Source organism: Paractinoplanes tereljensis, from assembly GCF_016862435.1.
Classification (GTDB): Bacteria; Actinomycetota; Actinomycetes; order Mycobacteriales; family Micromonosporaceae; genus Actinoplanes; species Actinoplanes tereljensis.
Window position 1 is genome coordinate 193,638 of sequence record NZ_BOMY01000022.1, and the last position, 24,410, is coordinate 218,047.

Here is a 24,410-nt window from a genome sequence, read left to right on the forward strand (position 1 = left end):
GAGCAAAGGCTTTCCCTCCGAGGTTGACACTCGGGGATGAACCGAGCGAATGTTCGACGATGAGCGATGACTGGCCCGCCGCGGGGACCCTGCTGGCGACCCGCTACCGGCTCGTCGTTCTCCTCGAGACCGGCGGCATGGCACAGGTCTGGCGTGCCACCGACGAGTTGCTCGGCCGCCCGGTCGCGATCAAGCTGGCGGCCGGCCCGCAGGTGGCCTGGCGCGAGGCCCGGATGGCGGCCAAGCTGTCGCATCCCAACATCGCCGCGGTGCACGACTACCGCGAGGCGGTCCGGGACGACGGCTCGGTCGCGCCGTTCGTGGTGATGGAGCTGCTGGCCGGCGAGACGGTCGCGGCCCGCCTGGAACGCGAGACCTTCAGCTGGCCGGAGGCGGCCCGGGTGGGCGCGGCGGTCGCCGACGCCCTGGCGGCCGCCCACGACAGCGGCGTGGTCCACCGCGACATCAAGCCCGGCAACGTCATGCTCACCCCCACCGGCGTCAAGATCCTCGACTTCGGCATCAGCGCGACGGCCGGCGAGCCGGACGACGACGACACCGGCGCCACCTTCGGCACGCCCGCCTACGTCGCTCCCGAACGCCTGGACGGCATGCCCGCCGAGCCGGCCACCGACGTGTACGGCCTGGGCGTCCTGCTGTTCGAAATGGTCACCGGCGACCCGCCCTACCCGGTGAACACCTGGGAGGAACTGGACGAGGCCCGCCTGACCGGCCCCACGACACTGCCCGACTCGTTGCCGGCCGACTTCCGCGCGGTGGTGAACCACTGCATGGAGGAGTCCCCCACCGACCGCCCCGGCGCCGACGAGATCCGCTTCACCCTGACCGCCCTATGGCTGGCCGACCAGCCAGCCGACGAAAAGCCCTCCACCCAGCCCGCTCCCGCCCCGCCCGAGGGCGCCCCGCAGCCTGGCCCGGACGGCTCTCCGCCCGGCCAGAGCGGCCCGCAGCCCCGCCAGAGCAGCCCGCAGCCCGGCCAGGGCGGCCCGCATGGTTCGCAGCACGCACCGGGCCGCCCGTCGCGCGGCCAGGGCACGTCACAGCCCGGACCGGGCAACCCTCATCCCGGACCGGGCAGACCGCAATCGGCGCCGGGCACCACGATTCCCGCACCGGCCCGCCCCGAGCTGGAGCCGGTTGCGGCCGGCGCCCAGCCCGGCATGCATCCCCGCGTCGCACAGCTCTGGTCGGGCGAGCCCCGACCCAATACCCGCCCCGGATACGTGGCCGGCCGGGCCGCTCCCGCCACCGTGCCGATGTCCGAAAAGGAACACTCGGTGGAGGCCCCGCCCCGCCGCGTCGGCATGATCGTCGGCGTGCTCGCCCTGCTGCTCGCAGCGATCGGCGCCTACACCCTGATCAACCGTCCGAAGACAAAGACCGACGCGAACCCGCCCGCACAGCAGATCAACCCCGCCACGCCCCGCTACTCCCCCGGCCCGACCACGGCGGCCACCACCACCGCCCCCACCACCCCGCCGGTGGTGCCCAAGACCTCGATAGTCCCCAAACTGAGCTTCGACGACGCCGTGAGCCGACTACGCACGTCGGTCGAGGACGGCGCCGCGACCGGCGACATCCGCGGCGACGTAGCCACCGACCTACTCAACCTGATCGCCAACCTGGAGCGAGCCGGCAGCAAGGACGTAGACGCGCGCATCGAGGAGATCCGCCTGAAAATCACCCAACGCGCCCGCGAGGGAGCCAGCAGCCTAACCGCAGCGCGCGCCACCATCCTGCGAGCCCGCCTGACCGATGTAGATCGCGCCGCCGGCGCCTAGGGCCTGTCCTGCCGATCACGAGGGGCTGCGGCGTGGCCCAGGTGGCGCCTGACGGCGGCCGCGAAACGACCACATACAACACCGGTATGCGGCCGCTTCGCGGCCGACGCCAGCCACCACCTGGACCTCGCCTCGCTCCCGCGTGATCGGCAGGACAGGCCCTAGCCCCACCGCCCGCCACCCCGCCGCCCGCCGCCCGCGATGCGGGACGCCGGCCGTGCGGTCCGGATCTGTGGGGCCGATCGCCGCTGGGGTCCGCCTCGCTCTCGCTTGAACGGGCGGGCAGACCCCTGCGGAAGGTCAGGCGGAGCCTCGGATCACCAGGCGGGTGGGCAGGACTATGCCGCCGTCGTCGTTGTCGTAGCCGTCCAGCTTGGCCAGCAGGAGTCGGACCATTTCCCGGCCCATCTCCCCTATCGGCTGGTCGACGCTCGTCAGCGGGGGCTCGGTGTGCAGCGCAACCACCGAGTCGTCGAAGCCGATCAGCGCTACGTCCTGGGGCACCCGCCGGCCGTAGTGGCGCAGCACCCGCAGCGCACCCGCCGCCATCGTGTCGGAGGCGGCGAAGACCGCGTCGACGTCGGGGTACTGATCCAGCAGGCGCTGCATGGCGGCCTCGCCGCTCTCCTGGCTGAAGTCGCCGAACGCTACCGGGCCATCGCCGACCACGTCGCGGTAGCCGTCCAGGCGGGCCAGGCCGGCTGCCATGTCGAGCGGGCCGGTGATCGCCGCGATCCGGCGGCGGCCCTGGCTGCGCAGGTAGGCGACGGCCTCGCGGGCGCCGGCCCGGTTGTCGGCGTCGACGAACGTGCCGCTGTCGGTGTGCATCGGGCGGCCGACCCGGACGGTGGCGACCCCGCGGTCCTCCAGCAGGGCCGGCAGCGGGTCGTCGCCGTGCAGCGAGAGCAGCAGCGCGCCGTCGACGTGCTGGCGGGTGAGGTAGCCCTCCAGGCGGCGGCGTTCCTCCGGCGCCTGGGCGATCATCAGCACCATCTGCAGGTTCCGGGCGACCAGGACCGACGAGATGGACTGGACCATGCGGCCGAAGAACGGCTCGGCGAAGAACCGCTCGCCCGACTCGAAGATCACCAGGGCGACCGAGTCGGTGCGCTGGGTGACCAGGGTGCGGGCGGCCCGGTTGGGCACGTAGCCGAGTTCCTCGATGGCGTCCTCGACGGCGGCCTTGGCGCGTGGGCTGACCTGGGCCGATCCGTTCACGACGCGGGACACCGTGCCACGGCCGACGCCGGCGCGCAGCGCCACCTCTTCCAGGGTCGGCCGTCCGGAAGCCCTGCTCCGGTCCGTGGTCATCGGTGACACCTCCTCCGCGCGACTGGTGGTCGCGCCCGACACAAAGTACCTGGCATATGCAGCCCCGAACATGATCGAGACAGCCAAACCCTATTAGCCATGTAGGTCACTCCCGGTCAAGGCGCCCTCGTCGGGCACGGTGAACCGCCGGAGCGCGGGTGTGCTCACGGCAATCAGTACGGTGGCGGCGAGCGCGGTGGCGCCGCCGATGGCCAGTGCCGCGCCGCCCGAGGTGGCCGAGGCCACCAGGCCCGCGCGGAGATTTCCGAGCTGCGGTCCGGCTTCGCCGACCATCGCCTCCAGCGCCGAGACGCGCCCGCGGTAGGCATCCGGCGTGGTGCTTTGCACCACGGTGCCCCGAGCCACGACGGCCCAGGTGTCGGCCGCCCCGGCCACAGCCACAAGCAGGAGTACGACGGAGAGCGTCCCGACCGTGCCGACTACCCGTGGACCGAGTGCCACCAGCCCGAGGCCGCCCAGCGCGAGTGCCCAGACCGCGCCGCAGGTGAGCATCAGGCGGCCGGGGTGGGGGCGGCCGGTGGCCAGGCCGGACAGGACCGAGGCGGTTACGCCGCCGGCGGCCAGGGCGGTGGTGAACAGGCCGAGGATCTCCGGGCGGTCGCCGAAGAGCTCGGCGTTGACCACCGGGAACAGCGCGATTGGCATCGCGAACAGGGTGGCCACCAGGTCGGCCAGCAGCGCGCCGCGTACCGCGGGAGTGCGCGCCGCGTACGCCAGACCGGCCCGGACCGCTCGGATTCCGGCCCGGCCCGGCGAGGCCGGCACGCCGGACGGCAGGCCGGCCAGGCCGATCAGCGCCGCCCCGAAGGTCAGCGTGTCGAACGCGAAGCACCAGCCCACCCCGGCCAGCGCGGTAAGTCCGCCGGCGGCGGCCGGTCCGAGCAGCATGGCCAGCTGGAACGACAGGTGGTTGAGGGCGAGCCCGGCGGCCAGCCGCTGCCCGGACAGCAGCGCCGGGATGAAGGCACGCCGGGCCGGGTTGCCGAGCGCACCGAGAGCGGAGGCGGTAGCGGCCAGCCCGAGCACGGCCGGCACCCCGCCGACCCCGGTGAACACCACCGCGGTCATCGCCGCGCCGACCAGGATCTGCCCGCCGGTGCAGCGCATCGCGAGCCGGCGCCGGTCGACGTGGTCGATGAACGCGCTGCCGACCAGCGAGAGCAGGATGAGCGGCGCCGCGATGGCCAGCCCGAGCAGGCCGACCACGGCGGCGCGGTGGGTGGTGTCCCACAGGTAGTAGACGCTGGCGAAAGCGCCGAACTGGCCACCGAAGCCGGAGGCCGTGCTGCCGATCCACAACCGGCGGAATGTGCGGTTCTCCCGCAGCGGCCGGAGATCGACGAGCGCCTTCACGCGGGCACGCTAGCAAACATTGTGATGGGAGCGCTCCCATGACACCATGACTTCACATTAATTACCGGCAGTGGAGTTGTTACGGATGCGCCGAGTCTGGTTCGGGGGGATGGCCGCGCTGCTCGCGGTGGCCGTGGTCGTCGTCCTGCGCGCCGACAACGAGACGGCCGCGCCAGCCGCCGTACTGGACCCCAGTACACCGGTCGGGCAGCGCGTCGACGAGCTGTTGTCGCGGATGACGCTGGCCGACAAGCTCGGCCAGATGACCCAGGCCGAGCGGGCCGGCGTCACGCCCGACCAGGTCACCGAGTATCGCCTGGGCTCGGTGTTGTCCGGCGGCGGCTCCGCCCCCGACGACAACACCCCCGCCGGGTGGGCCGACATGTACGACGCCTACCAACGCGCCGCACTGGCCACGCCTTTGAAAATCCCGATGCTGTACGGGGTGGACGCCGTGCACGGCAACAACAACGTCCCGGGGTCGACGATTTTCCCGCACAACATCGGCCTGGGCGCCACCCGTGACCCCGAGCTCGTGCAGCGGATCGGCGCCGCCACCGCCGAGGAGGTCACCGGCGCCGGTCCGGACTGGACGTTCGCGCCGTGCCTGTGCGTGGCCCGGGACGACCGGTGGGGCCGCACCTACGAGTCGTTCGGTGAGGACCCGGCCATCGCCTCGTCGATGACCACCCTGATCACCGGTCTGCAGGACGGGCCGGCCCCGATCCTGGCGACCGCCAAGCACTACCTCGGCGACGGCGGCACCACCGGTGGCGACGACCAGGGCAACACCGAGCTGTCCGAGGCCGAGCTGCGCCGCATCCACCTGCCGCCGTTCCAGGCCGCGGTCGACCGGGGCGTCGGCTCGGTGATGATCTCGTTCAGCAGCTGGAACGGGGTCAAGGCGCACGGCAGCAAGTTCCTGATCACCGACCTGCTCAAGACCGAGCTCGGGTTCGCCGGGTTCACCGTCTCGGACTGGGCCGGCATCGACCAGCTCGACGGCACGCCGGGCTTCACCCAGGACGAGGTGGTCACCGCGGTCAACGCCGGCCTGGACATGCTGATGGTCCCGGAGAACTGGACGACGTTCCTGGACTACCTGCGGGCCGCGGTCGAGGCCGGCGAGATCCCGATGGCCCGGATCGACGACGCGAACCGCCGCATCCTCACCCAGAAGTTCAAGCTCGGCCTGTTCGAGAAGCCCTTCGCCGACCGCGCGCTGACCTCGACCGTCGGCAGCGCCGAGCACCGGGAGCTGGCCCGGCAGGCGGTGCGCGAGTCGCAGGTGCTGCTGAAGAACGCGAACGACACACTGCCGCTGGCCAGGACCGGCGGGAAGATCTTCGTGGCCGGCAAGAGCGCCGACGACATCGGCAATCAGAGCGGCGGCTGGACGCTGACCTGGCAGGGCGCGAGCGGCAACACCGTGCCGGGCACCACGATCCTGCAGGGCATCCGGGACGCCGCCGGCTCCGGCACGACCATCACCTACGACCGGGCCGGGGCCGGCGTCGACGGCACCTACCGGGCCGCGATCGCGGTGATCGGCGAGACCCCCTACGCCGAGTACGAGGGTGACCGTCCCGGCGGGCTCGGCCTCGACGCCGAGGACACGGCAGTGCTGGCGAAGCTGCGCGCGGCCGGGGTGCCGGTGATCGTGGTGCTGGTGTCCGGGCGGCCGCTGGACGTCGCTTCGCTGGTCGGTGGCTGGGACGCGTTCGTCGCGGCGTGGCTGCCGGGCAGCGAGGGGGCGGGCGTCGCCGACGTGCTGTTCGGCGACTACGCGCCGACCGGGCGCCTGCCGGTGACCTGGCCGGCGTCCGCCGCCCAGGAACCGATCAACAACGGGGACGGAAAGGCCGGGCTTTACGCGTACGGCTATGGCCTGTCCTTTGATGATCGGGAAGCGGACACCGCCCCGCCCAGCTCGCCCGGCACCCCGGCCGCGACCGCCTCGAAGTTGCGCTGGATGGCGGCCACCGACACCGGTGGCAGCGGCCTCGACGGCTACGACGTGCTGCGCGACGGCGCGCTGATCGGCACCACCGTGGCCACGTCCCTCTCCATCGCGAAGCCCTCCCCCGGCGTGCACGAGTTCACCGTCGTGGCGCGCGACAAGGCCGGCAACCGCTCGGCCCCCTCATCTCCGCTGGTGGTCACCGTCCCCGACCCCCGCGGATGCAAGGCACGTGACGGCATCTGTGTCGTGACGTGAACTCCCCGTTCCCCCCACCCTTGGAGTCCCCATGATCCGACGTGTCGCCCTCGCGGCGGCCGCAGCCGGCGCTCTCATCGCCGGCCTGATCACCGTGGCCGCGATGCCCGCGACCGCCGCCACCGGCGGAACCGGCACCGGCTACCTGCACACCAGCGCTAACAAGATCATCGACAGCACCGGCGCGACGGTCCGGCTGACCGGCATCAACTGGTTCGGGATGGAGACCGACAACAAGACGTTCCACGGTCTCTGGGCCAGCAACCCGTGGCGCAGCCAGGTCGACACGATGGCCGTCAACGGCTACAACACGCTGCGCATCCCGTTCTCCGACGACGCGCTCAAGGCCGGCGCGACCGCCACCGGCATCAACGACTACGTGAACCCGGACCTGATCGGGCTCTCGCCGCTCCAAATTCTGGACAAGGTCATCGCGTACGCCGGGGAAAAGGGCATGCGGGTCATCCTCGACCGGCACCGGCCGACCGCGGCCGGGCAGACTGCCCTTTGGTACACCGCGGCGGTGCCCGAAAGCACCTGGATCGCGAACTGGAAGTCGCTCGCGCAACGGTATGCCGGCAACACCACGGTGATCGGCGCCGACCTGCACAACGAACCGCACGCCGAGGGCACCAACCCGGCCGCGACCGGCGCCTGCTGGGGCTGCGGCGTCCAGGAACGCGACTGGCGGCTGGCGGCCGAACGGGCCGGCAACGCGATCCTCGCGGTGCAGCCGAACTGGCTGATCTTCGTGGAGGGGGTGTCCTGCCCGAGCGGCGGTCTGTCCAACGTGTGGGACAACGACACCAGCAACGACGAGGACTGCGGCTGGTGGGGTGGCAACCTGTCCAAGGCCGGCGAGTTCCCGGTGCGGCTGTCGGTGGCCAACCGGCTCGTCTACTCGCCGCACGAGTACGCCACCTCGGTCTACCACCAGGCCTGGTTCGACGCCGCGAACTACCCGGCCAACATGCCGGCGATCTGGGACCACTACTGGGGCTACCTGTACAAGCAGAACATTGCGCCGATCATGATGGGCGAGTTCGGCACCACGCTGGCCAGCGACATCGACAAGGTGTGGCTGCAGAACCTGATGGCCTACACCGGCACCGGGGTCAACGGGATGTCGTTCACGTACTGGTCGTGGAACCCGAACTCGGGTGACACCGGCGGCATCGCCAACGACGACTGGACCACGATCAACCAGGCCAAGCAGGCCATCCTGCAGCCGTACCTGATCGCGCCGGTCGCTTCCGGGGGCGGCACCGGCACGACCTCGCCGACCGTGTCGGCGTCGGTCTCGACCTCGCCCAGCACGCCGACCACCACCGGGGCCTGCACCGTGGTCTACAAGCAGGACAACGCGTGGCAGGGCGGGTTCCAGGGTTCGGTGACCGTCAAGAACACCGGCACCGCCGCGGTCAACCCGTGGTCGGTGACCTGGACCTGGCCGTCCGGGGTGACCCTTGGCAGCGGCTGGAACGCGACGGTGACCCAGAGCGGGACGTCGGTGACCGCGGCGGCTCCGACGTACGCGGCGTCGCTGGCCGCGGGCGCGTCGGTGACCATCGGCTTCGCCGCGAACGGGACGGCCAGCACGCCGGCCACGGTGAAGCTCAACGGCGCGGCTTGCGCCTGACGATGACCGAGCGGTGCGGATCACACGGGCCGGTCCGCACCGCTCTCCCGCGCCTGGTGGGACGCCGGCGCGCTCGCCGACGGGCGCACCGCCGGGCCCGCCTGCGTCTTCTTCCCGCGCGCCTCGACCCGTGAGGCGAGGTAGTCGCTGCCGGACCGGGTGCCGTTGACCGTGATGCTGAAGCCGGTGCCCAGGTCGGCGACGGTGCCGGTCTTGCCGTTCACCCGGATCTGGGCGTTGCCGGTCACCGTGACGGTCATCGACTTCTTGCTGCTGATCTTGATGGTCACCGTGCGGCCGGACACCGCGGCGACCGTGCCGGTGGCCGAGAACCGGGACGGCCGCGACAGAGCCTCGTAGGCGGCGGCGTGCCCGGCCGACGAGGTGGGCGCGGCGACCGCGACCGTGGCGGCCGCGGGGATGACGACGGCGGTGACGAGGGCCGCCGCGACGGCAACGCGTCGAAGACGCACGGGTGACTCCTTGATCGGGGGAGTTTCATCCTTCCCCCGCTCGGTTGCGATTCCGGTTGCCGCCCGGTTGCGGCCGAACCTGACTGGGCGGTGCGGACCGGCTGGGCCGGTCCGCACCGCTCACCCCTTCCCGGAGGCTCAGTCGTCGTCGCCGTGGTGCCCGGAGTCGTCCGACGCGGACGGGCTCGCGGTCGGACTCACCGTCGCGCTCGGCGACGGGCTTGCCGTCGGGCTGCCCGACGGGCTCGGCTTGATCCGCTTGCCGCGCGCCTCGACCCGGGCGGCGACATAGTCGGTGCCGGACTTCGTTCCGGTCACCGTGATGCCATAGCCGGTGGCCAGGTCGGCGACGGTGGCGGTCTTGCCGTTGACCCGGATGCGCGCGTTGGCGGCCACCGTAACGGTGACCGTCGTACCGCGGAGGCCCTTGGTGCCGCCCTTGACCTTGATCGTCACCGTGCTGTCGGCGGCGCTGACGACCGTACCGGTCGCGGAGAATTTGCTCTTCTTGCCGGCCTTGCTGCTGCTGGACGACGGCTCGGCCTCGGGGCGGTGGGCGGCGCTCAGCCCGCTGCCTCCGGACGAGGCGAACGCGACCGTGGCGGCCGACGGGACGGCTACGGCGGTGGCCAGGGCCGCGGCGACGGCGATACGGCGAAACTGCACGGGCAACTCCTTGATCGGGGGGTGTTCCGATCGTTGCCCTGCTCGGGTGCCCGCCGGGTGCGGAACCGGGTGCGGCCGGGTTGCGCTACCGGCGGGCCCGAGCGACTACAGCAGGCCGCGCTCGTGGAACGCGGCGCGGGTCTTGGCGGCGGCCCGCGGGCCGTAGAGCTGCCGGGCGGTGTCCACGGTCCGCTTGGCCGCCTCCGGCATGCTGATCGTCGGGTTGAAGAAGAACTGCGACTCGAGGATCACCCGGTTGGCGGTGGTGCGGCCGAGCGCCCGGTTGACGTCCCACAGCGCGTGCGACCAGATCTCGCCGTCCGCGTGCACCTCGCCCTCCAGATCGGCCGGGTAGACCTTCGGGGTGTCGGTGCGGCGCAGGCAGTGCGGGGTGTCGTCGGTGTATGAGGTGGCGTCCCAGTCCATCACGCAGGCCCACGGGGTGACGGCGGTGTTCCGGCTGGTGGCCTGGGACATGGTGACGGCCCAGTAGTCGCCGAAGCCCTCGCCGATCGAGCCGGCCTCCTCGGACTCGCCGAAGCCGGGCACCTGGTCGTCCTGGATGGCGTGGCCGTACTCGTGCCAGATCACCTCGTTGTCCTCGGCGTCGTCGACGCCGCCGGTGCCGAAGGTGATGCCGTCGACGCTGCCGTCGTAGTACGAGTTGTCGTCCTCGTACCCGGTGGTGCTGAAGTCCTGGGGTTCGTTGTTGACGTCGCGGAACCCGAGCCGGTGGATGTACTCCTGGGTGCTGGTGATGCTGTAGTACGCCATCACCTGCTCGAAGCCGTCCTGGGACCGGTTGAACACGAAGTTCCGGTTGCGGGAGGTGACCTGGCCCTCGCTGACGTTGTAGGCGTACGCCCCCTGCAGTTTGTCGTTCTTCCGGTCCAGTTTGGTCAGCCGCACCGTGCGGTAGGCGCGGGCGAACTGCGGGCCGTCCGCGTTGTCGTTGTCGGTGAGCGACTCGTTCTGCAGCTTGACCACCGGGTTGGGGTCGAAGACGCGGCCCTGGCCGTCGTGGTTCTGGCCGTCGTTGTTCTGGGCGGTGTTCTTCTCCTGCAACACGCTGCCCGAATCGGCGTCGACCAGGGTGCGGTAGGTGCCCTTGCGGGTCGGGGTCAGCGTCAGCCAGGCGAGCTTGGCCGGGCTGCCCGGCACGATCACCAGGTGGGCGCTGTCCGGCTGGCCGCCGAGACGCCCGGCCACCGTGGACTTCGCGCTCTGCGCGGTCAGGTCGGCGGCGGTCCCGTCCAGGCCGGTGACGGCCTTACGCCCGTCGTCGGCGGTCTTCTGCCCAGCGGTGTCGGTGTGCGTGGCGTAATAGCCGCCGAAGACCGGGATTCCCCCATAGGTCTGTTGGTACCAGGTGTGCGTACCCAATAAGGACTGGCGTGTCTGGACCGCGGTCAGACCGTCCGCCGCGGGCGGCGCGGCCTGCGCAGCCGTCCCCCCGACGGCGACCAAACCCAGTGTGACCAGCGGCGCTAACACTCGAACTGCTCTGTTCAAGGAGACCCCCCACGTCGATTCCTCCGAAGGGGGCGATGCTATCAACGTATCCGCATTGATCAATTCCGGACGCGGGGCAGGCGGATCGAGATGGTGGCGCCGTGCCCGGCGGCGCTGTCGATGGTGAGGGTGCCGTCGTGCGCGTCGACGATCGCCTTGACGATGCTCAGGCCCAGCCCGGCGCCCTGCACCTCGTGGCGTTCGGCGGCGGCCGCGCGGCGGAACGGGGCGAGCACCCGCTGCTGATCGGCCGGACTGATGCCGATGCCGGTGTCGCGCACCTCCAGCACCGCGTCGTCGCCGTCGATCACGGCGGTCACCCTGATCCAGCCGCGCGGGGTGAACTTGACCCCGTTGAGCACCAGGCGTTCCACCGCCTGGCCGAGGCGCTGCAGGTCGGCGCGGACCAGCACCGGCTGGTCGGCGACGGCCGAGATCTCCAGGCCGCGGCCCTCGGCGAGGACCCGATTGCGGGCGACCGCGTCGCGGGCCAGTTCGGCCAGGTCGAGGGTGGTGCGGTCGAGCACGAGTGAGCTCTGCCCGGCCTGCGCGGCCAGCAGCATGTCGTCGACCAGGGCCATCAGCCGGTCGGAGTTGCGCCGGATGCGGTCGAGGAACTGCTGGTTCTCCGACGGTGGCGACTCGGGGTCGCCGAGCACCTCGAGGTAGCCGTTGATCGAGGTCAGCGGGGTGCGCAGTTCGTGGGTGACCCGCGAGATGAACTCGTCCTTGATCCGGTCGGCGTCGCGCAGCCGCTCGTTGGCCGCGTCCAGGCCCCGGGCGTACTGGCGCAGTTCGAGCTGGGCCATCACGTGCCGGGCCAGGGTGCGCAGTCCGGTGCACTCGGCCGCGTTGAGCAGCCGGGGCTCGAAGTCGATCACGCAGAGCGTGCCGAGCGGCTGGCCGTCCGCGGTGATCAGCGGGGCGCCGGCGTAGAAGCGGATGTACGGCTCGCCGACGACCATCGGGTTGTTGCGGAAGCGCGGGTCGAGCCGGGCGTCGGGCACCTGCATGACCTCGCCGGCCCGGATGGCGTGCGAACAGAACGAGTGCTCGCGGGCGACCTCGCAGGGGTTGTCCATGCCGACGCTGGCCTTGAGCCATTGCCGCTCGCCGGAGACCAGGCTGATCGCGGCGGTCGGGGTGCGGCACAGCTGGGCGGCGAGCACGGCGATGTCGTCGAAGTCGGCTTCCGGCGCGGTGTAGAGCACGTCGTAGTCGTGCAGGGCGGCCAGCCGCTGCCTTTCCAGTTGCGGATCCGCAACCAACATGTCCGACATTTTACGAACCTCCGGGGCCGGCCGGGGCGTTCCGGCCATACAGGTCCACTCGGCCGCTGGTCGCAGGTGCTGAGCCTAATCCGGGGTGCAGGCCGGTGCGGACCGTGGCAACCGGATGGCAACCCGGCCGCACTGTCCTTGACCCTTTCGCAACCTACCGTCTGAGCTGCATAAACGTATCGAGAGGACGGGTTGCCATGGCCGTAATTGTCGCCGCCGAGGACGACGTCGATGTCGCGGACCTGCTCACCACCACGCTGAGCCGGGCCGGACACGTCGTTCACATGGCCGGCAACGGCCCGCGAGCCCTGCAGATGGTCGCCGAGTGCCACCCCGACCTGGTCATCCTCGACCACGGGATGCCCGGCATGACCGGCCTCGACGTGGCTCGCCGGCTGCGCGCCGACGACGCCACCTCGGGGGTGCCGATGATGATGCTGTCGGCGATCACCCCGGACGGCGCGCGCGAGGTCTTCGACCAGGTGCTGCACAAGCCGATGCCGTTCCGGCAGGTCGTCGACGTGGCCCGGGACCTGCTGGACACCAGCCGGCCGCGACTGACCACCGGCCGCGCCCTGACCGACCCGGAGCGGCTGGCCGCGGTGTCCCGGCTGCTGGCCGAGCCGGACCCGGTCGACGAGCTCAGCCTGGCCCTGGAGATCGCCAACATCGCCGAGGCGACCCGGGCGCAGGCCGCCGTCGTCGGCCTGGTGCTGGACAAGGCGCTGCAGACGATCACCTCGGTGGGGCTGCCCGACCTGGTCGTGGAGGCCGGCGGCGCACCCCTGGACTGGACGCCGTGCGGCGTGCTGGCCGGCACCGACCGGCCGATGCTGTTCGACGACCTGATCACCGACCCGATCTTCCGGGACATCCCGATGGTGACGTTCTCCGGCGTCCGCTCCTACGCGGCGGTGCCGATGCACTCCCCCGAAGGCCTGGTCGTCGCGGTGCTCGGGGTGATGGCGCCGGAGCCGGGCCGGTTCGGCGGCGGCACGCTGGACCTGCTGCGGGCGGCAGCTCCGCGGCTGATGAAGCTGATCGACCGCCGCCGCTGAACGGTCAGTTGCCGCGCCGGTGCTCGAAGATCAGGTGGGTCTCGGTGCCGGCCACCAGGTGGGTGCCGCTGAGCCGCTCGGTGATGATCGTGCGCAGGTCGCTGACGTCGGCGGTGGCCACGTGCAGCAGGAAGTCGTAGGAGCCGGAGACGAAATAGACGTCGCGGACCGCCGGGATGCCCGCGAGGGACTCGGCGAACTTGCCGATCGCGTCGCGGGCGTCCGACCGGATCCGCACCGCGATCATGGCCTGGATCGGGCGCCCGATCCAGGCCGGATCGACGTCGGCGTGGAAGCCGCGGATCGCGCCGAGCTCGCGCAGCCGGCGGATGCGGGTCAGGCAGGTGGACGGCGCGATGCCGACCCGCTCGGCGAGGGCGTTGTTGGGCATCCGGCCGTCGACCTCGAGCAGGGCCAGCAGGTCCAGATCGATGGGATCAAGGGCCCGAAGATCCTTCGGCAGGTCCGTCATGATCGACGCCTTTCCTGCAGCAAGTTTCGTTTCGGCTATCGGTGCAGAATCTTATTCGGTCCCGTTGCGCAATTACTGCACATCATTTCACTCTAGTCACACGAACCGCGAGCCCTGAAGGGACCGGAAACATGTTGATCGGCGTGCCGACCGAGGTCAAGAACCACGAGTACCGGGTGGCCATCACCCCGGCCGGGGTTGCCGAGTTCGTCCGGCGCGGGCACCAGGTGCTCGTGCAGGCCGGCGCCGGCGACGGTTCCTCGATCACCGACGACGACTTCGCCACCGCGGGTGCCCGGATCGTGCCGGACGCCGACAGCGTGTGGGCGCAGGCCGACCTGCTGCTGAAGGTCAAGGAGCCGATCGCGTCGGAGTACCACCGGCTGCGCGCCGGGCAGGTCGTCTTCACCTACCTGCACCTGGCCGCCGACGCGGCCGGCACCAAGGCCCTGCTGGACAGCGGCACCACCGCGATCGCGTACGAGACGGTGCAGCTGACCGACGGTTCGCTGCCGCTGCTCGCCCCGATGTCCGAGGTGGCCGGCCGGCTCGCTCCGCAGGTCGGCGCGTACTCGCTGATGCGCAACTCGGGCGGCCGCGGCGTGCTCCCCGGCGGGGTTCCGGGCGTCAGCCCGGCCAAGGTGACCGTCATCGGCGGTGGCGTCTCCGGCGTCAACGCGGCGACCATCGCGCTCGGCATGGGTGCCGACGTGACAGTGCTCGACCTGAGCGTGCCCCGGCTGCGGCAGATCGACGCCCAGTTCGGCGGCCGGGTCAAGACCCTGGTCTCCAGCTCCTACGCGATCGAGCAGCAGGTCATCGAGGCCGACATGGTGATCGGCGCGGTGCTGGTGCCCGGCGCGAAGGCCCCCACGCTGGTCAGCAACGACCTGGTGAAGCGGATGAAGCCCGGCTCGGTGCTCGTCGACATCGCGATCGACCAGGGCGGCTGCTTCGAGGACTCGCACGCCACCACCCACGAGGAGCCGGTCTACAAGGTGCACGACTCGGTGTTCTACTGCGTGGCGAACATGCCCGGCGCGGTGCCGAACACCTCCACCTACGCCCTGACCAACGCCACCCTGCCGTACGCGTTGCGGCTGGCCGACCTCGGCTGGCAGACCGCGCTCAAGCAGGACCCGGCCCTGGCTCTGGGCCTCAACATCCACGCCGGCCAGTTGACGAACGCGTCGGTCGGCGAAGCGCTGGGCCTCCCTTCGGTAGAGGTCTCGACCGTCCTCTGAGCTGGCTGGCTCCGCTTCGCTCCGCGGGCAATCGCCCCTTTGGGTCGATGAGGAGGGACTTTGCGGACCCAGCAACGGAAAGGGCCGCCCTCGGGCGGCCCTTTCTGCGTCTACAGGTGGCGCGCGATCTGCGACAGGTCGGCCGGGCTCAGCCGGTCGGACGACGTGTTGGCCTGGTGCCAGAACGGGTAGCGCAGCGGCTCGCCGCTCACGTCGTCAAGCGCCTTGACCTCGTCCTCGGTCAGCACCAGGTCGGCCGCCGCCAGGTTGTCGCGCAGCTGGTCGTTGGTGCGCGCGCCGACGATCACCGAGGTCACGCCCGGCTTCTGCACGATGTAGGCCAGGGCCACCTGAGCCGCCGACACCCCGTGCGACTCGCCGATATTCACGGCCAGCTCGATGGTGTCGTACAGCTTGTCCTCGTCGTGCACCGGCGGCTCGGACCACTCGGACAGGTGCCGGCTGCCGGCCGGCGCCTGCACCCCCCGGCGATACTTGCCGGAGAGCAGGCCGCCCGCGATCGGGCTCCACACCAGGATGCCGACGCCCTGGTCGATGCAGGCCGGCACGATCTCGGCCTCGACGTGCCGGCTGTGCAGCGAGTAATAGATCTGGGTGCTGGCGAACCGTTCCAGGTTCTTGAGCGCGGAGACCCCGAGTGCCTTGACCATCTGCCAGGCCGCGTAGTTCGAGCAGCCGACGTAACGCACCTTGCCGCTGCGCACCAGGTCGTCCAGCGCGGTCAGGGTCTCCTCGAGCGGGGTGTGCCCGTCCCACTCGTGCACCTGGTAGAGGTCGATATAGTCGGTCCCCAGCCGGCGCAGGCTCGCCTCGGCCGCGCGGATCAGGTGATGCCGGGACAGGCCGGCGTCGTTGGGGCTGTCCCCCATCGGCATCCGCGCCTTGGTCGCGATCAGCCAGTCCTCCCGGGAACTGCCGAGCGCCTGCCCGACGATCTCCTCGGACAGGCCCGCCGAGTACACGTCGGCGGTGTCGATCAGGTTGACCCCGGCGTCCCGGGCGATCGCGATCTCCTGTTTGGCCGCCTCCACGTCGAGATTGCCGACCGGGGTGGCCCAGCCGGTGCCACCGAAACCCATCGTGCCCAGGGTGAACGTCGAAACCCTCAGGCCGGTCCGACCAAGCTGCCGGTACTGCATCGTCATCGCCCTCTCTGCGGTGCCTTCAACCTTTGCCAGCTTTGCCAGCCTTTACCCGGCCGAGCCCGGTTGACAAGTTTGGCTAACGCTATTAGCTTTAAGCTAACGCAATTAGCCAACCAGGGAGACGACATGACCGAGTACCTCAGCACCGGCGGCGGCACCATCGCGTACGAGGTGGCCGGCGACGGCCCCCTCGTCGTCCTCGCGCACGGCATGGGCGACAGCCGGGCCTCCTACCGCTTCGTGATCCCGCAGCTGGTCGCCGCCGGTTACCGGGTCGCCGCCGCCGACCTGCGCGGCTGCGGCGAGTCCAGCACCGACTGGCCCTCGTTCAGCCGCACCGACGTCGCCGACGACCTGATCGCCCTGATCCGCCACCTCGGCGGCCCGGCCGTGCTGGTCGGCCAGTCGTTCTCCGGCGGCTCCGCCACCATCGCCGCCGCCCAGCACCCCGACCTGGTCAGCGGCATCGTCGAGCTGGCGCCGTTCACCCGCGCCCAGTCGATCAAGCTCGGCGACTTCCGGGTCAAGCGTTACCGGGCCGGCACCACAAGGCTGCTCGGCACCGCCATCCTGGGCAGCGTGAAACTGTGGCTCAGCTACCTCGACGTCGCCTTCCCCGGCCGCAAGCCGGCCGACTGGGCCGACCAGACCGACCGGATCCGGAGCATGATGGGCGAGCCGGCCCGGATGAAGGCGATGCAGAAGATGGGCATGTCCAAGCCCACCGACGCCGGCGACCACCTCGCCCGCGTGCAGTGCCCGGCCCTGATCGTGGAAGGCTCCCTCGACCCGGACTGGGCCGACCCGCGCGCGGAGGGAGAGGCGATCGTGGCCGCGCTGCCGAACGCCGAACTCGCGGTGATCGAGGGCGCCGGGCACTACCCGCACACCCAGTACCCGGACGAGACCGTCGCGCTGCTCCTGCCGTTCCTGGCCCGGACGGCCGCGCGTGCCTAGGGCCGGCCTGAACCAGGCGACCGTGGTCGCGGCGGCCGCCGCCCTGGCCGACGAGATCGGCTACTCCGCGGTGACCATGGGCCTGGTCGCGGAACGCCTCGGCGTGCGCACCCCGTCGCTCTACAAGCACATCGGCAGCCTCGCCGAACTCGGCCACGGCATCGCCACCCTGGCCATGACCGAGGCCGCCGACGCCATCCGGGACGCGGTCAGCGGCCTCTCCGGCCGGGACGCCCTCGACGCGATGTGCCGGGCCTACCGCGACTACGTGCTCAAACACCCCGGCCGTTACTCCGCCACCACCGGCGAGCCGGCCACCGGCCCGGACGACCCGCTCGCCCTGGCCGGTGAGCGGGCGATCGGGGCGATCTCCGCGGTCCTGCGCGGTTACCGGATCCCGGCCGGCGAGATGGACCACGCCCTGCGCACGGTGCGCAGCCTGCTGCACGGCTTCGCCACCCTGCAGGCGGCCAACGGGTTCCAGTGGGACGCCGACGCCGAGGAGAGCTTCACCTGGCTGATCGACTTCGCCCACCGCGGCCTCACGTCCACGTCACCGGGCTCCCGGTCGTGAGCGAGGCGGCACACAGCCGCCGCAGCATCCCCAGCACGTGGGCGAAGTCGGCCCCGGACCGCGTCCGGACCTCCACCGCCAGCCACCGCGGCGTGGTCGGCAGAAAGCTCGCGAACGGCGTCATGCCGGCCAGCCGGACCGTGCCGTTCTCGCCGGTCAGCTCCAGTTCCCCGCCCGGCAAAGCCCGCTGCTCGAACCGGGTCGCCCGGAAAACCGTCACCGGCGGGTCCTCCCGGGCGTCGAGCACGAAAAAGCCGTCCTCGTCGGTACCGCCCCGATAGCGAGGCCCGGTGAACCGCCCGTCGCCCAACACCGTGTCACCAGCCTCGACAACCAGCACGATCTCGTCCGGCAAGCGGGCCTCGCTCTCGAAGACCTCCAGTTCGGCGAGCACCTGCGGCACCTCCTCGGCCGGGATGAAACCGTCGTTCGTTACCGGCAGACGGCGCAACAGCACGGGTAAACCCGCCTCCCGCAGCGCCCGGGCGAGATGCCGGGTGCCGGACCCCAGATGCTCCCGCGCCACCGTCATGTCCTCGTGGGCACAACCCGTCGACAACCAGTGCTCGACCTCCCCGTGCGCCTCCGCGGTGTCCCTGGTCCACTCGGCCAGCAGGCCCAGCCGCCCGTATTCGTCGAACCCGACCGGCCCGACCGCCGGCGGCGTCGCCAACCCGTCCCGCCAGCAACCGCAATGCACGTAGGCGTCGATCCCCATCAGGCCCTCCCCCGAGCGGCAAGCCAGCGGATTGCCGCCGGCCTTGCCAAAATAGACGCATGGCTTCCGACACCGCGCATCCGGCTGAGCGCATCAACCGCTCCGCCGCCGGCGTGTACGCGTACGTCTCCGACCCGGCCAACATCACCGAGTGGGCGCCCGGCCTCGGTGGAAAGGTGGAACAGGTCGACGGTGACTGGTTCGTCGAGACGCCCGGCGGCCGGGCCAAGGTCGTCTTCGCCCCGCCGAACGAGTTCGGCGTGCTCGACCACGAGGTCACCTTCGCGAGCGGCGAGACGTTCTACAACCCGCTGCGCGTCGTCCCGTACGGCGAGGGATCGGAAATTGTCTTCGGGGTTCGCCGGTCCCCCGGCGTCTCCGACGCCGACTTCGACCGCGACGCCGGCGCGGTCGCCACCGACCTGGCCCGCCTCAAGGACATTCTGGAGGCGCACTGAGCAGCGCCCGCACCGCGTCGAGATAGACCGCCAGCACCACCGGGATCGCATCGACGCGGATCCGCTCGTCGGTGCCGTGCAGGCCGCGATAGTCCACGCCGAACCCGGCGGTCGCCGGGATGCCCAGGCCGGCCAGGTAGTTGCCGATGTTCGACGGCCCGGCCACCTTCGTGCGCAGGGCCAACCCGTGCCGGGTCGCGGCGGTCCGGATCGCCGCCGGCAGCGGATGGCCTTCGGCGAGGGCGTACGGCGGCCAGGACGTGACCGCCTCGAGAGTGGTCGGCCTCGTCCCCGGCCAGTCCCGGTCGACGGCGTGCGCCACGGCCTCGAGCAGCCGGTGCGCGTCGTCGTCGCCGAAGTCCGCCGTGGTGCGCACGTCGACCCCGACCGAGCACCGGTCCGGCGTGACCGAGAACCCCTGCCCGCCGCCGATCTCGGTGACGGTGAGCTTCGCACCCGTGCCGTCCAGGGCTTTGGTCGCCGACAGCGCCGCGACCAGGCCCGCGGCCTTGACGATCGCGTTCGGGGTGGCGGCCCGGCCACCGGAGTGCGAGGCGACACCGTGCACGTGCAGCCGGACCCGGTGCACCCCGCGGCCCCCGACGACCAGCGTGTCGATGCCCGGGTAGCCGATGATCACCCCGGCGGGTTTCTCGGCACTTTCGAAGTAAGCCTTCGCCCCGCCGAACCCACCCGTGTGCTCGTCCAGGTCGAACAGCAGCACCAGAGTTCCAGCCAGCCGGTCCCGCCCTTCTAGAACTCTCGCCGCGATGTGGCAGAACACCGCCACCGCGGTTTTGGAATCGGCGGTGCCCCGGCCGTATAGCCAGCCGTCCCGTTCTACAGGTATGGCCGGCGGTGACGACCAGGCGCTCTCGTCCCCGAAGGGTGCCGTGTCCAGGCAGGCGTCCAGCACCAGCCGCGGACCCGGCCGCCGCCCCACGACTTCGCACACCACCGCGACCTCGGCCCCGGCGCCGTCGCGCAGCACCCGCGGGTCGAGGCCGTGCTCCCGCAGCCACCCCTCGACCACCCCGATGACCGGCCCATAGGAGTCGAGGCCACCCCGGCTCGGCGCCGCCACGAGGTCTTTCACCAGCCGCAGAACCGGCCCAGCCTCATCGTCGATCATCACGCCCGATTGTCGTCCCGTCCCGGGCCTCGGCGATCAGGAAGGCCGCCACCGCGTCGAACGGCTCCAGCGAGCGCTCGGCCCGGGACAGGATCACCGCGCCCTCGGCCGCCGCCACCACCGTCGCGGCGAACGCCTCCGGGGTGGGATGGCCGCCGAGGGCCAGCAGTTCGGCCAGCCGGGTGCGCCACGAGCGGAACACCGCCGCGGTCCGGGCCATCATCTCGTCCGAACGGGTCGCCACGGTGACCGCGAGCACCGCACAGCCGGCCGTGGTGTCGCTCTCCTCCAGCAGCGACCGCCAGAATCCCAGATAGGCCTCGGTCACCCGGTCCGGACCGGACCCGGCCAGATCGGCCAGCGCCCGGAGGGTGTCCTCCCCGGCCGAGTCCAGGGCCGCCTCCACCAGCTGGTCCTTGCCACCCGGGAAGTGGTGGTAGATCGAGCCGCGCGGCGTCCCGGTCGCCTGCAGCACCTCGGCGAACGAGGTGCCCTGCAACCCCTGCCGGGCGAGCAGCCGCACCGCCCCGTCGATCATTCGTTCCCGTACGCTCCCGGCCACGCGCAGCCCCCTCCGCTTTCGCCGACCCACCCCTGGTCGCCCGGCACACACCGGCTAAAGCGTCCTAGGAGGCTGGGTTACCGAATCCTCCACGGCCCCAGTCCTCTGTGGAGTAATTCGACAGGCAGGTTACGACCATGTAGCAAGTCCCGCACGGGCGACCCCATTCGGATGAGCCGCGGTACGCCTGGTGCCGCCCGCTCGTTGGTCTGGTCGTGCGGGATCTTCTGGAACGTCGCGGTATGGATATCGCCCTGATCTTCGGCCTGACCGTCTTCTACGGACTGTTCATCGGCGTCGCGCTGAGCAAGTAGGAACCCGCGGCGGGCACCGCGCCCACCGCGAGAAACGCCACCACGCGGCAGGCCGCCGAGCCGCCGCTACCACCAGGCTGCGCCAGCCCGCACCGCGCCGGGCGACGCCAGGCTGCACCGCGCCGCGCCGCACCGCACCGCGCCGGGCCGGGCTGCACCGCGCCGTGCCGGGCTGCACCGCATTCACGAAAACCGATATGCCGCTTATTTTCGGCCGCCGCCCGACCGGCCAAGCCCGACCTTGTCGAGTTGCCGTCCGCGCCAAGCAGCAGATCCACAAGATCCAGGGCCACCGGGCCACCGGGCCACCGGGCCACCGGGCCACCGGGCCACCGGGCCACCGGGCCAGCCGTTAATTTCCGGCGCCGCTCAAATGACCAAGCCCGACCTTGTCGAGTTGCGGTCCGCACCAAGCAGCACAACCACAAGATCCAGGGCCCCACCGGCCCACCGCCACCGGGTATGCCGGTATGCCGGGTTCGCGGCCTATTTTCGGCCACCGGCCGACCAAGCCCGACCTTGCCGAATTACGGTCCGCACCAAGCAGCACAACCACAAGATCCAAGGCCCCACCGGGCCGCCGGGGTTCACGGCCGGGCTGGCGAGGCTGTTTCTGAGGTCGGTGGCGGGAACGCTGGTGATGGCTCCGCGGAGGGTAGCCCCGCGGGCAATGGAGCGGCATCGCCGGCGGCCGGGACGTAGTCCTCCAGCAGGGCCGGAGTCAGGCCGGCCCGCTTGATGGCCCGCAAAGCGGCCAGGAAGTCCTTGATGAACGCCGGCCGGAAGTGCATCAGGATGATGTCGCCGGCCTGCACCGAGTGACCCTCCTGGTAGCGGACCTTGCCCTCGTGGACCGTCTCCTTCCACATGAACGCGGCCGTCATCCCGCACTCCTTGGCCACCCGCAGCGTGGTCGAGTCCTTGTCGCCGAACGGCGGCCGGAACAGCACCGGCCGGCGGCCGTACCACTGGGCGAGCCGGTCGGCGCCGTCGCAGATCTGGTGCTTCTGGAAGCCGTACGAGCGGCCGGCCAGCTCGGGGTGCGAGACGGTGTGCGCCTCGATCACCGCGCCGTAGGAGCGCAGCCGGTCGAAGAAGGCCGGGTCGTCGTGGATGGCGTCGGTGGTCAGGAACAGCGTCACCGGGATGTGCGCCGCGGCGAACAGCTTGATCGCCTCGGGGTTCTTCAGGTAACCGTCGTCGATGGTCAGGAACGCCACCGGCTGGGTGACCGGCACCCGGGACAGGAACGGCACCTGGTCCCCCGGCGGGAGGACGATCGGTTCCGGCGCGGGCGGCGGCAGGAATTCCGGTACGTCGGTGAGCTTCCAGCCCACCGGCGGCGGCAAGGCCGAGGTGGGGATGGCCATCCCGGAGGTGACCCCGATCGGCCCGCCGGGAGTGGCGGTGTCCAGAGTGGGCCCGGTCCAGGACGGCAGCGGGGACGGCGTGACCGGCGGCGACCCGGACGCGGACGGCGACGCCGACGGGCGCAACGCCTGGCCCGCGCTCCAGCCCCCGGCGGCCGGCACCAGGATCAGCACGGCGAGGACGGCACCCACCACGATGCGGCGCCGGGACAGCTGGATCACTCGCGGCACCCTACTCGGCGGCGGCAAACGGTCAGCTCGCCAACCGGAACACCTCCGCGTGCAGCTGCCGGGCCGGCACCTTCAGCTCGCGCAGGCTGCGCAGCACCGCGTCGGCCATCCCGGCCGGCCCGCAGATGAACACGTCCCGCTCCACGATGTCCGGGACCAGCTCGGCCAGGCCGGCCGGGCTGAACGGCTGGTTCTCGGCGGTGGTGCGGCCGGTGAGCAGGTGCAGGCGCATACCGCGTACGGCAGCGATGTTGTGCATTTCGCCCAGCAGGACCGCCTCGGCCCGGTCGCGGACCCGGTAGAGCACCACGACGTCGCCGGTCAGGCGATCGTCCTCCATCAGTGAGCGGATCGGGGTCACCCCGATGCCGCCGGCGATCAGCACCGACTTGCCGGTCACCCGGCGGGCCGAGGTGAACGCGCCGTACGGACCCTCGGCAAAAACCCTCGTGCCGATCGGCAGCTGGCGCAACCCGGCGCTGGTGGTGCCGATGCCCTTCGCCGTCAGGCGGAGGGAACGGCCATCCGGCGCGGCGGAGAGTGACCACGGATTGACCTGCCACCACCGGTTGTGACCGAGGAACCGCCACAGGAAGAACTGGCCGGCCCGCGCGTCGAGCCGGCCGAGGTCGTGCCCGGTGACGTAGACCGACACGACGTCGTCCGCCTCGGGCACCACCGCGGCGACTTTCAGCTGGTGGCGGGCGTTGCGCACGAGCGGCGTCAGCACCCGGCCGGTGAACAGCGCGATCAGCGCGAACGCCCACAGCCCCCACCAGTACACCTGGGTGAGGATGTTGGTCTTGAACGCGCTGCCCTCGTAGATCTGGTGCACGATGCCCAGCGTGATGACCACGTAGACCAGCAGGTGCACGGTGTGCCAGGCCTCGTAGGACAGTTTGCGGCGGGCGATCCGCACCGAGAGCCCGGCCACCACGACCACCAGCACGGCGGCGATCATGCCGAGCAGCACCGGCATCTGCTTGGCTAGGTTGGGGATCTCGGCGAAGAACGAGATCTTGTCGAGTTGGGAGTAACCCAGCATCACGAACGTGGGATGCAGCAGGACCAGCCAGAACAGGGTGAAACCGGTCCACCGGTGCCAGCTGGTGAGCTTGTCCATGCCGATCCGGCGATCGAGGTACGGCAGGCGGGCGATCAGCAGCAGCTGCAACGCCATGACGAAGGCCAGGTGCAGGCCGAAGAAGCGGCCGATCGAGGTGAGCGTGTTGTGCGCCGGCGTGGCCGGGGTGGCGAACATCAACTCGACGATCACCAGGTTGGCGATCAGAAATATCCAGAGGGCGAGATGGGCACTGCGGGCGGGCGTGGCAGGTCGGGTTTGTGACGGACTGACGGCGATCATCCGAATCTCCCGTGTTGGCATGGCCAGCGTGTAACCACAGGTAGCGGACGTAGGGTCAGCGCGCAATCGATCTGCTGACAAGTGGGTTGGCACTGTCCGGGAATACTGGTCACGCGCTCGGACTCACCGGGCCGGTGAGGAGCGGGTTGATGACGGGGGCGGCCGGGCCGGGCGACGGGACGAAGCCGGACACGACCGGAATGTCGGGCGGAGGCCAGGCGAAGGGATCCGCGCGGGTCACTCCGGCGGGGACGCCGCCGGCTTCAAGCCAGGGCCGGGTGTACGGGGGTCAGCCGGCCGCGCCGAGTTCACCCGCCCCGCCGAGGGCGTCGGGCAAGGCATCCGTGCCGATGTCACCGCCGCTTCCGGCCGCGCAGCCCCTGGGTAGCGGGCAGCCGATGCAGTGGGCGCAACCTGCTCCGGCGGCCCCTGCACCGGCACCGGTGGCGGCAACTCCGGCGACTCCAGCAACGGGGACGAAGAAGCCGAAGCGGCGTAAACGGCTTCTTCTCG

Annotated in this window: 21 protein-coding genes; 8 read left to right on the forward strand and 13 right to left on the reverse strand. The window is 71.1% G+C overall.

Annotated features, from left to right (window positions below):
- Window positions 1–59 precede the first annotated feature (59 nt).
- Entirely contained in the window at window positions 60–1,802 is a 1,743-nt protein-coding gene (locus Ate02nite_RS16115; protein WP_203806166.1) for a serine/threonine-protein kinase, read from the forward strand.
- Between the two features lie 300 nt (window positions 1,803–2,102).
- Here Ate02nite_RS16115 and Ate02nite_RS16120 read toward each other — a convergent pair whose 3' ends face one another.
- Window positions 2,103–3,113: a LacI family DNA-binding transcriptional regulator gene (locus Ate02nite_RS16120; protein ID WP_203806168.1), complete on the reverse strand. Its 1,011-nt coding sequence runs from the start codon at window positions 3,111–3,113 to the stop codon at window positions 2,103–2,105.
- Between the two features lie 93 nt (window positions 3,114–3,206).
- Entirely contained in the window at window positions 3,207–4,487 is a 1,281-nt protein-coding gene (locus Ate02nite_RS16125) for an MFS transporter (protein WP_203806170.1), read from the reverse strand.
- An 85-nt stretch (window positions 4,488–4,572) separates the two neighbouring features.
- On the opposite strand from Ate02nite_RS16125, the gene Ate02nite_RS16130 reads away from it, so the two are divergent.
- A complete protein-coding gene (locus Ate02nite_RS16130) occupies window positions 4,573–6,705 on the forward strand; it encodes a glycoside hydrolase family 3 N-terminal domain-containing protein (RefSeq protein ID WP_203806172.1) in 2,133 nt (710 codons plus the stop codon).
- Window positions 6,706–6,736: 31 nt separating this feature from the next.
- The gene (locus Ate02nite_RS16135) at window positions 6,737–8,344 is read left to right on the forward strand and encodes a cellulase family glycosylhydrolase (RefSeq protein ID WP_203806174.1); all 1,608 of its coding nucleotides are present in this window, start codon (window positions 6,737–6,739) and stop codon (window positions 8,342–8,344) included.
- A 20-nt stretch (window positions 8,345–8,364) separates the two neighbouring features.
- Here the strand turns inward: Ate02nite_RS16135 and Ate02nite_RS16140 are convergent, their stop codons facing one another.
- The 4 genes from Ate02nite_RS16140 to Ate02nite_RS16155 form a co-directional block, all read right to left on the reverse strand.
- Window positions 8,365–8,817 carry a hypothetical protein gene (locus Ate02nite_RS16140; protein ID WP_203806176.1) on the reverse strand — a complete coding sequence of 151 codons (453 nt, stop codon included), beginning with the start codon at window positions 8,815–8,817 and terminating at the stop codon, window positions 8,365–8,367.
- A 138-nt stretch (window positions 8,818–8,955) separates the two neighbouring features.
- Window positions 8,956–9,483: a hypothetical protein gene (locus tag Ate02nite_RS16145; protein ID WP_203806179.1), complete on the reverse strand. Its 528-nt coding sequence runs from the start codon at window positions 9,481–9,483 to the stop codon at window positions 8,956–8,958.
- A 105-nt stretch (window positions 9,484–9,588) separates the two neighbouring features.
- Window positions 9,589–10,977: a M36 family metallopeptidase gene (locus Ate02nite_RS16150; RefSeq protein WP_203806181.1), complete on the reverse strand. Its 1,389-nt coding sequence runs from the start codon at window positions 10,975–10,977 to the stop codon at window positions 9,589–9,591.
- A 77-nt stretch (window positions 10,978–11,054) separates the two neighbouring features.
- The gene (locus Ate02nite_RS16155; protein WP_203806183.1) at window positions 11,055–12,266 is read right to left on the reverse strand and encodes a GAF domain-containing sensor histidine kinase; all 1,212 of its coding nucleotides are present in this window, start codon (window positions 12,264–12,266) and stop codon (window positions 11,055–11,057) included.
- Between the two features lie 206 nt (window positions 12,267–12,472).
- Here Ate02nite_RS16155 and Ate02nite_RS16160 point away from each other — a divergent pair, with 206 nt between their 5' ends.
- Complete coding sequence (locus tag Ate02nite_RS16160; protein ID WP_203806185.1) at window positions 12,473–13,333, forward strand: response regulator; 861 nt, start codon at window positions 12,473–12,475, stop codon at window positions 13,331–13,333.
- 4 nt (window positions 13,334–13,337) lie between these two features.
- Here the strand turns inward: Ate02nite_RS16160 and Ate02nite_RS16165 are convergent, their stop codons facing one another.
- On the reverse strand, window positions 13,338–13,805 hold the full coding sequence (locus tag Ate02nite_RS16165; RefSeq protein ID WP_203806187.1) for an Lrp/AsnC family transcriptional regulator: 468 nt from the start codon (window positions 13,803–13,805) through the stop codon (window positions 13,338–13,340).
- A gap of 131 nt (window positions 13,806–13,936) precedes the next feature.
- On the opposite strand from Ate02nite_RS16165, the gene ald reads away from it, so the two are divergent.
- Complete coding sequence (gene ald, locus Ate02nite_RS16170; RefSeq protein ID WP_203806189.1) at window positions 13,937–15,049, forward strand: alanine dehydrogenase; 1,113 nt, start codon at window positions 13,937–13,939, stop codon at window positions 15,047–15,049.
- Between the two features lie 110 nt (window positions 15,050–15,159).
- Here the strand turns inward: ald and Ate02nite_RS16175 are convergent, their stop codons facing one another.
- Complete coding sequence (locus Ate02nite_RS16175) at window positions 15,160–16,215, reverse strand: aldo/keto reductase (RefSeq protein ID WP_239147445.1); 1,056 nt, start codon at window positions 16,213–16,215, stop codon at window positions 15,160–15,162.
- 126 nt (window positions 16,216–16,341) lie between these two features.
- Between Ate02nite_RS16175 and Ate02nite_RS16180 the strand changes: the two genes are divergently transcribed.
- Both Ate02nite_RS16180 and Ate02nite_RS16185 read left to right on the forward strand, forming a co-directional pair.
- Window positions 16,342–17,172 carry an alpha/beta fold hydrolase gene (locus tag Ate02nite_RS16180; RefSeq protein ID WP_203806191.1) on the forward strand — a complete coding sequence of 277 codons (831 nt, stop codon included), beginning with the start codon at window positions 16,342–16,344 and terminating at the stop codon, window positions 17,170–17,172.
- The gene (locus tag Ate02nite_RS16185) at window positions 17,165–17,746 is read left to right on the forward strand and encodes a TetR/AcrR family transcriptional regulator (protein WP_239147446.1); all 582 of its coding nucleotides are present in this window, start codon (window positions 17,165–17,167) and stop codon (window positions 17,744–17,746) included. The genes Ate02nite_RS16180 and Ate02nite_RS16185 overlap by 8 nt, the downstream gene beginning before the upstream one ends.
- On the opposite strand, the gene Ate02nite_RS16190 is transcribed toward Ate02nite_RS16185, so the two are convergent.
- On the reverse strand, window positions 17,715–18,464 hold the full coding sequence (locus Ate02nite_RS16190) for a hypothetical protein (protein WP_203806193.1): 750 nt from the start codon (window positions 18,462–18,464) through the stop codon (window positions 17,715–17,717). The two genes, Ate02nite_RS16185 and Ate02nite_RS16190, sit on opposite strands and share 32 nt — an antisense overlap.
- 59 nt (window positions 18,465–18,523) lie before the next feature.
- On the opposite strand from Ate02nite_RS16190, the gene Ate02nite_RS16195 reads away from it, so the two are divergent.
- Window positions 18,524–18,922, forward strand: coding sequence for an SRPBCC family protein (locus Ate02nite_RS16195; protein ID WP_203806195.1), 399 nt, complete (start codon window positions 18,524–18,526; stop codon window positions 18,920–18,922).
- Here Ate02nite_RS16195 and Ate02nite_RS16200 read toward each other — a convergent pair.
- The 4 genes from Ate02nite_RS16200 to Ate02nite_RS16215 all read right to left on the reverse strand — a co-directional run bounded on the left by Ate02nite_RS16200 (window position 18,897) and on the right by Ate02nite_RS16215 (window position 23,897).
- Window positions 18,897–20,054, reverse strand: coding sequence for a M20 family metallopeptidase (locus Ate02nite_RS16200; RefSeq protein ID WP_203806197.1), 1,158 nt, complete (start codon window positions 20,052–20,054; stop codon window positions 18,897–18,899). The genes Ate02nite_RS16195 and Ate02nite_RS16200 overlap by 26 nt on opposite strands.
- Entirely contained in the window at window positions 20,041–20,616 is a 576-nt protein-coding gene (locus tag Ate02nite_RS16205) for a TetR/AcrR family transcriptional regulator (RefSeq protein ID WP_203806199.1), read from the reverse strand. The genes Ate02nite_RS16200 and Ate02nite_RS16205 overlap by 14 nt, the downstream gene beginning before the upstream one ends.
- A 901-nt stretch (window positions 20,617–21,517) precedes the next feature.
- Complete coding sequence (locus tag Ate02nite_RS16210) at window positions 21,518–22,522, reverse strand: polysaccharide deacetylase family protein (protein ID WP_203806201.1); 1,005 nt, start codon at window positions 22,520–22,522, stop codon at window positions 21,518–21,520.
- A gap of 31 nt (window positions 22,523–22,553) precedes the next feature.
- Complete coding sequence (locus Ate02nite_RS16215; protein ID WP_203806203.1) at window positions 22,554–23,897, reverse strand: ferredoxin reductase family protein; 1,344 nt, start codon at window positions 23,895–23,897, stop codon at window positions 22,554–22,556.
- Between the last annotated feature and the right edge of the window lie 513 nt (window positions 23,898–24,410).

Bases quoted from the DNA above. Each gene is read 5' to 3' on its own strand.
- Ate02nite_RS16135 (WP_203806174.1), top strand. From the start codon at position 6,737: ATGATCCGACGTGTCGCCCTCGCGGCGGCCGCAGCCGGCGCTCTCATC.
- Ate02nite_RS16200 (WP_203806197.1), bottom strand. From the start codon at position 20,054: ATGATCGACGATGAGGCTGGGCCGGTTCTGCGGCTGGTGAAAGACCTC.
- Ate02nite_RS16160 (WP_203806185.1), top strand. From the start codon at position 12,473: ATGGCCGTAATTGTCGCCGCCGAGGACGACGTCGATGTCGCGGACCTG.
- Ate02nite_RS16215 (WP_203806203.1), bottom strand. From the start codon at position 23,897: ATGATCGCCGTCAGTCCGTCACAAACCCGACCTGCCACGCCCGCCCGC.
- Ate02nite_RS16130 (WP_203806172.1), top strand. From the start codon at position 4,573: ATGCGCCGAGTCTGGTTCGGGGGGATGGCCGCGCTGCTCGCGGTGGCC.
- Ate02nite_RS16120 (WP_203806168.1), bottom strand. From the start codon at position 3,113: ATGACCACGGACCGGAGCAGGGCTTCCGGACGGCCGACCCTGGAAGAG.
- Ate02nite_RS16190 (WP_203806193.1), bottom strand. From the start codon at position 18,464: ATGGGGATCGACGCCTACGTGCATTGCGGTTGCTGGCGGGACGGGTTG.
- ald (WP_203806189.1), top strand. From the start codon at position 13,937: ATGTTGATCGGCGTGCCGACCGAGGTCAAGAACCACGAGTACCGGGTG.
- Ate02nite_RS16155 (WP_203806183.1), bottom strand. From the start codon at position 12,266: ATGTTGGTTGCGGATCCGCAACTGGAAAGGCAGCGGCTGGCCGCCCTG.
- Ate02nite_RS16175 (WP_239147445.1), bottom strand. From the start codon at position 16,215: ATGACGATGCAGTACCGGCAGCTTGGTCGGACCGGCCTGAGGGTTTCG.
- Ate02nite_RS16165 (WP_203806187.1), bottom strand. From the start codon at position 13,805: ATGACGGACCTGCCGAAGGATCTTCGGGCCCTTGATCCCATCGATCTG.
- Ate02nite_RS16195 (WP_203806195.1), top strand. From the start codon at position 18,524: ATGGCTTCCGACACCGCGCATCCGGCTGAGCGCATCAACCGCTCCGCC.
- Ate02nite_RS16180 (WP_203806191.1), top strand. From the start codon at position 16,342: ATGACCGAGTACCTCAGCACCGGCGGCGGCACCATCGCGTACGAGGTG.
- Ate02nite_RS16115 (WP_203806166.1), top strand. From the start codon at position 60: ATGAGCGATGACTGGCCCGCCGCGGGGACCCTGCTGGCGACCCGCTAC.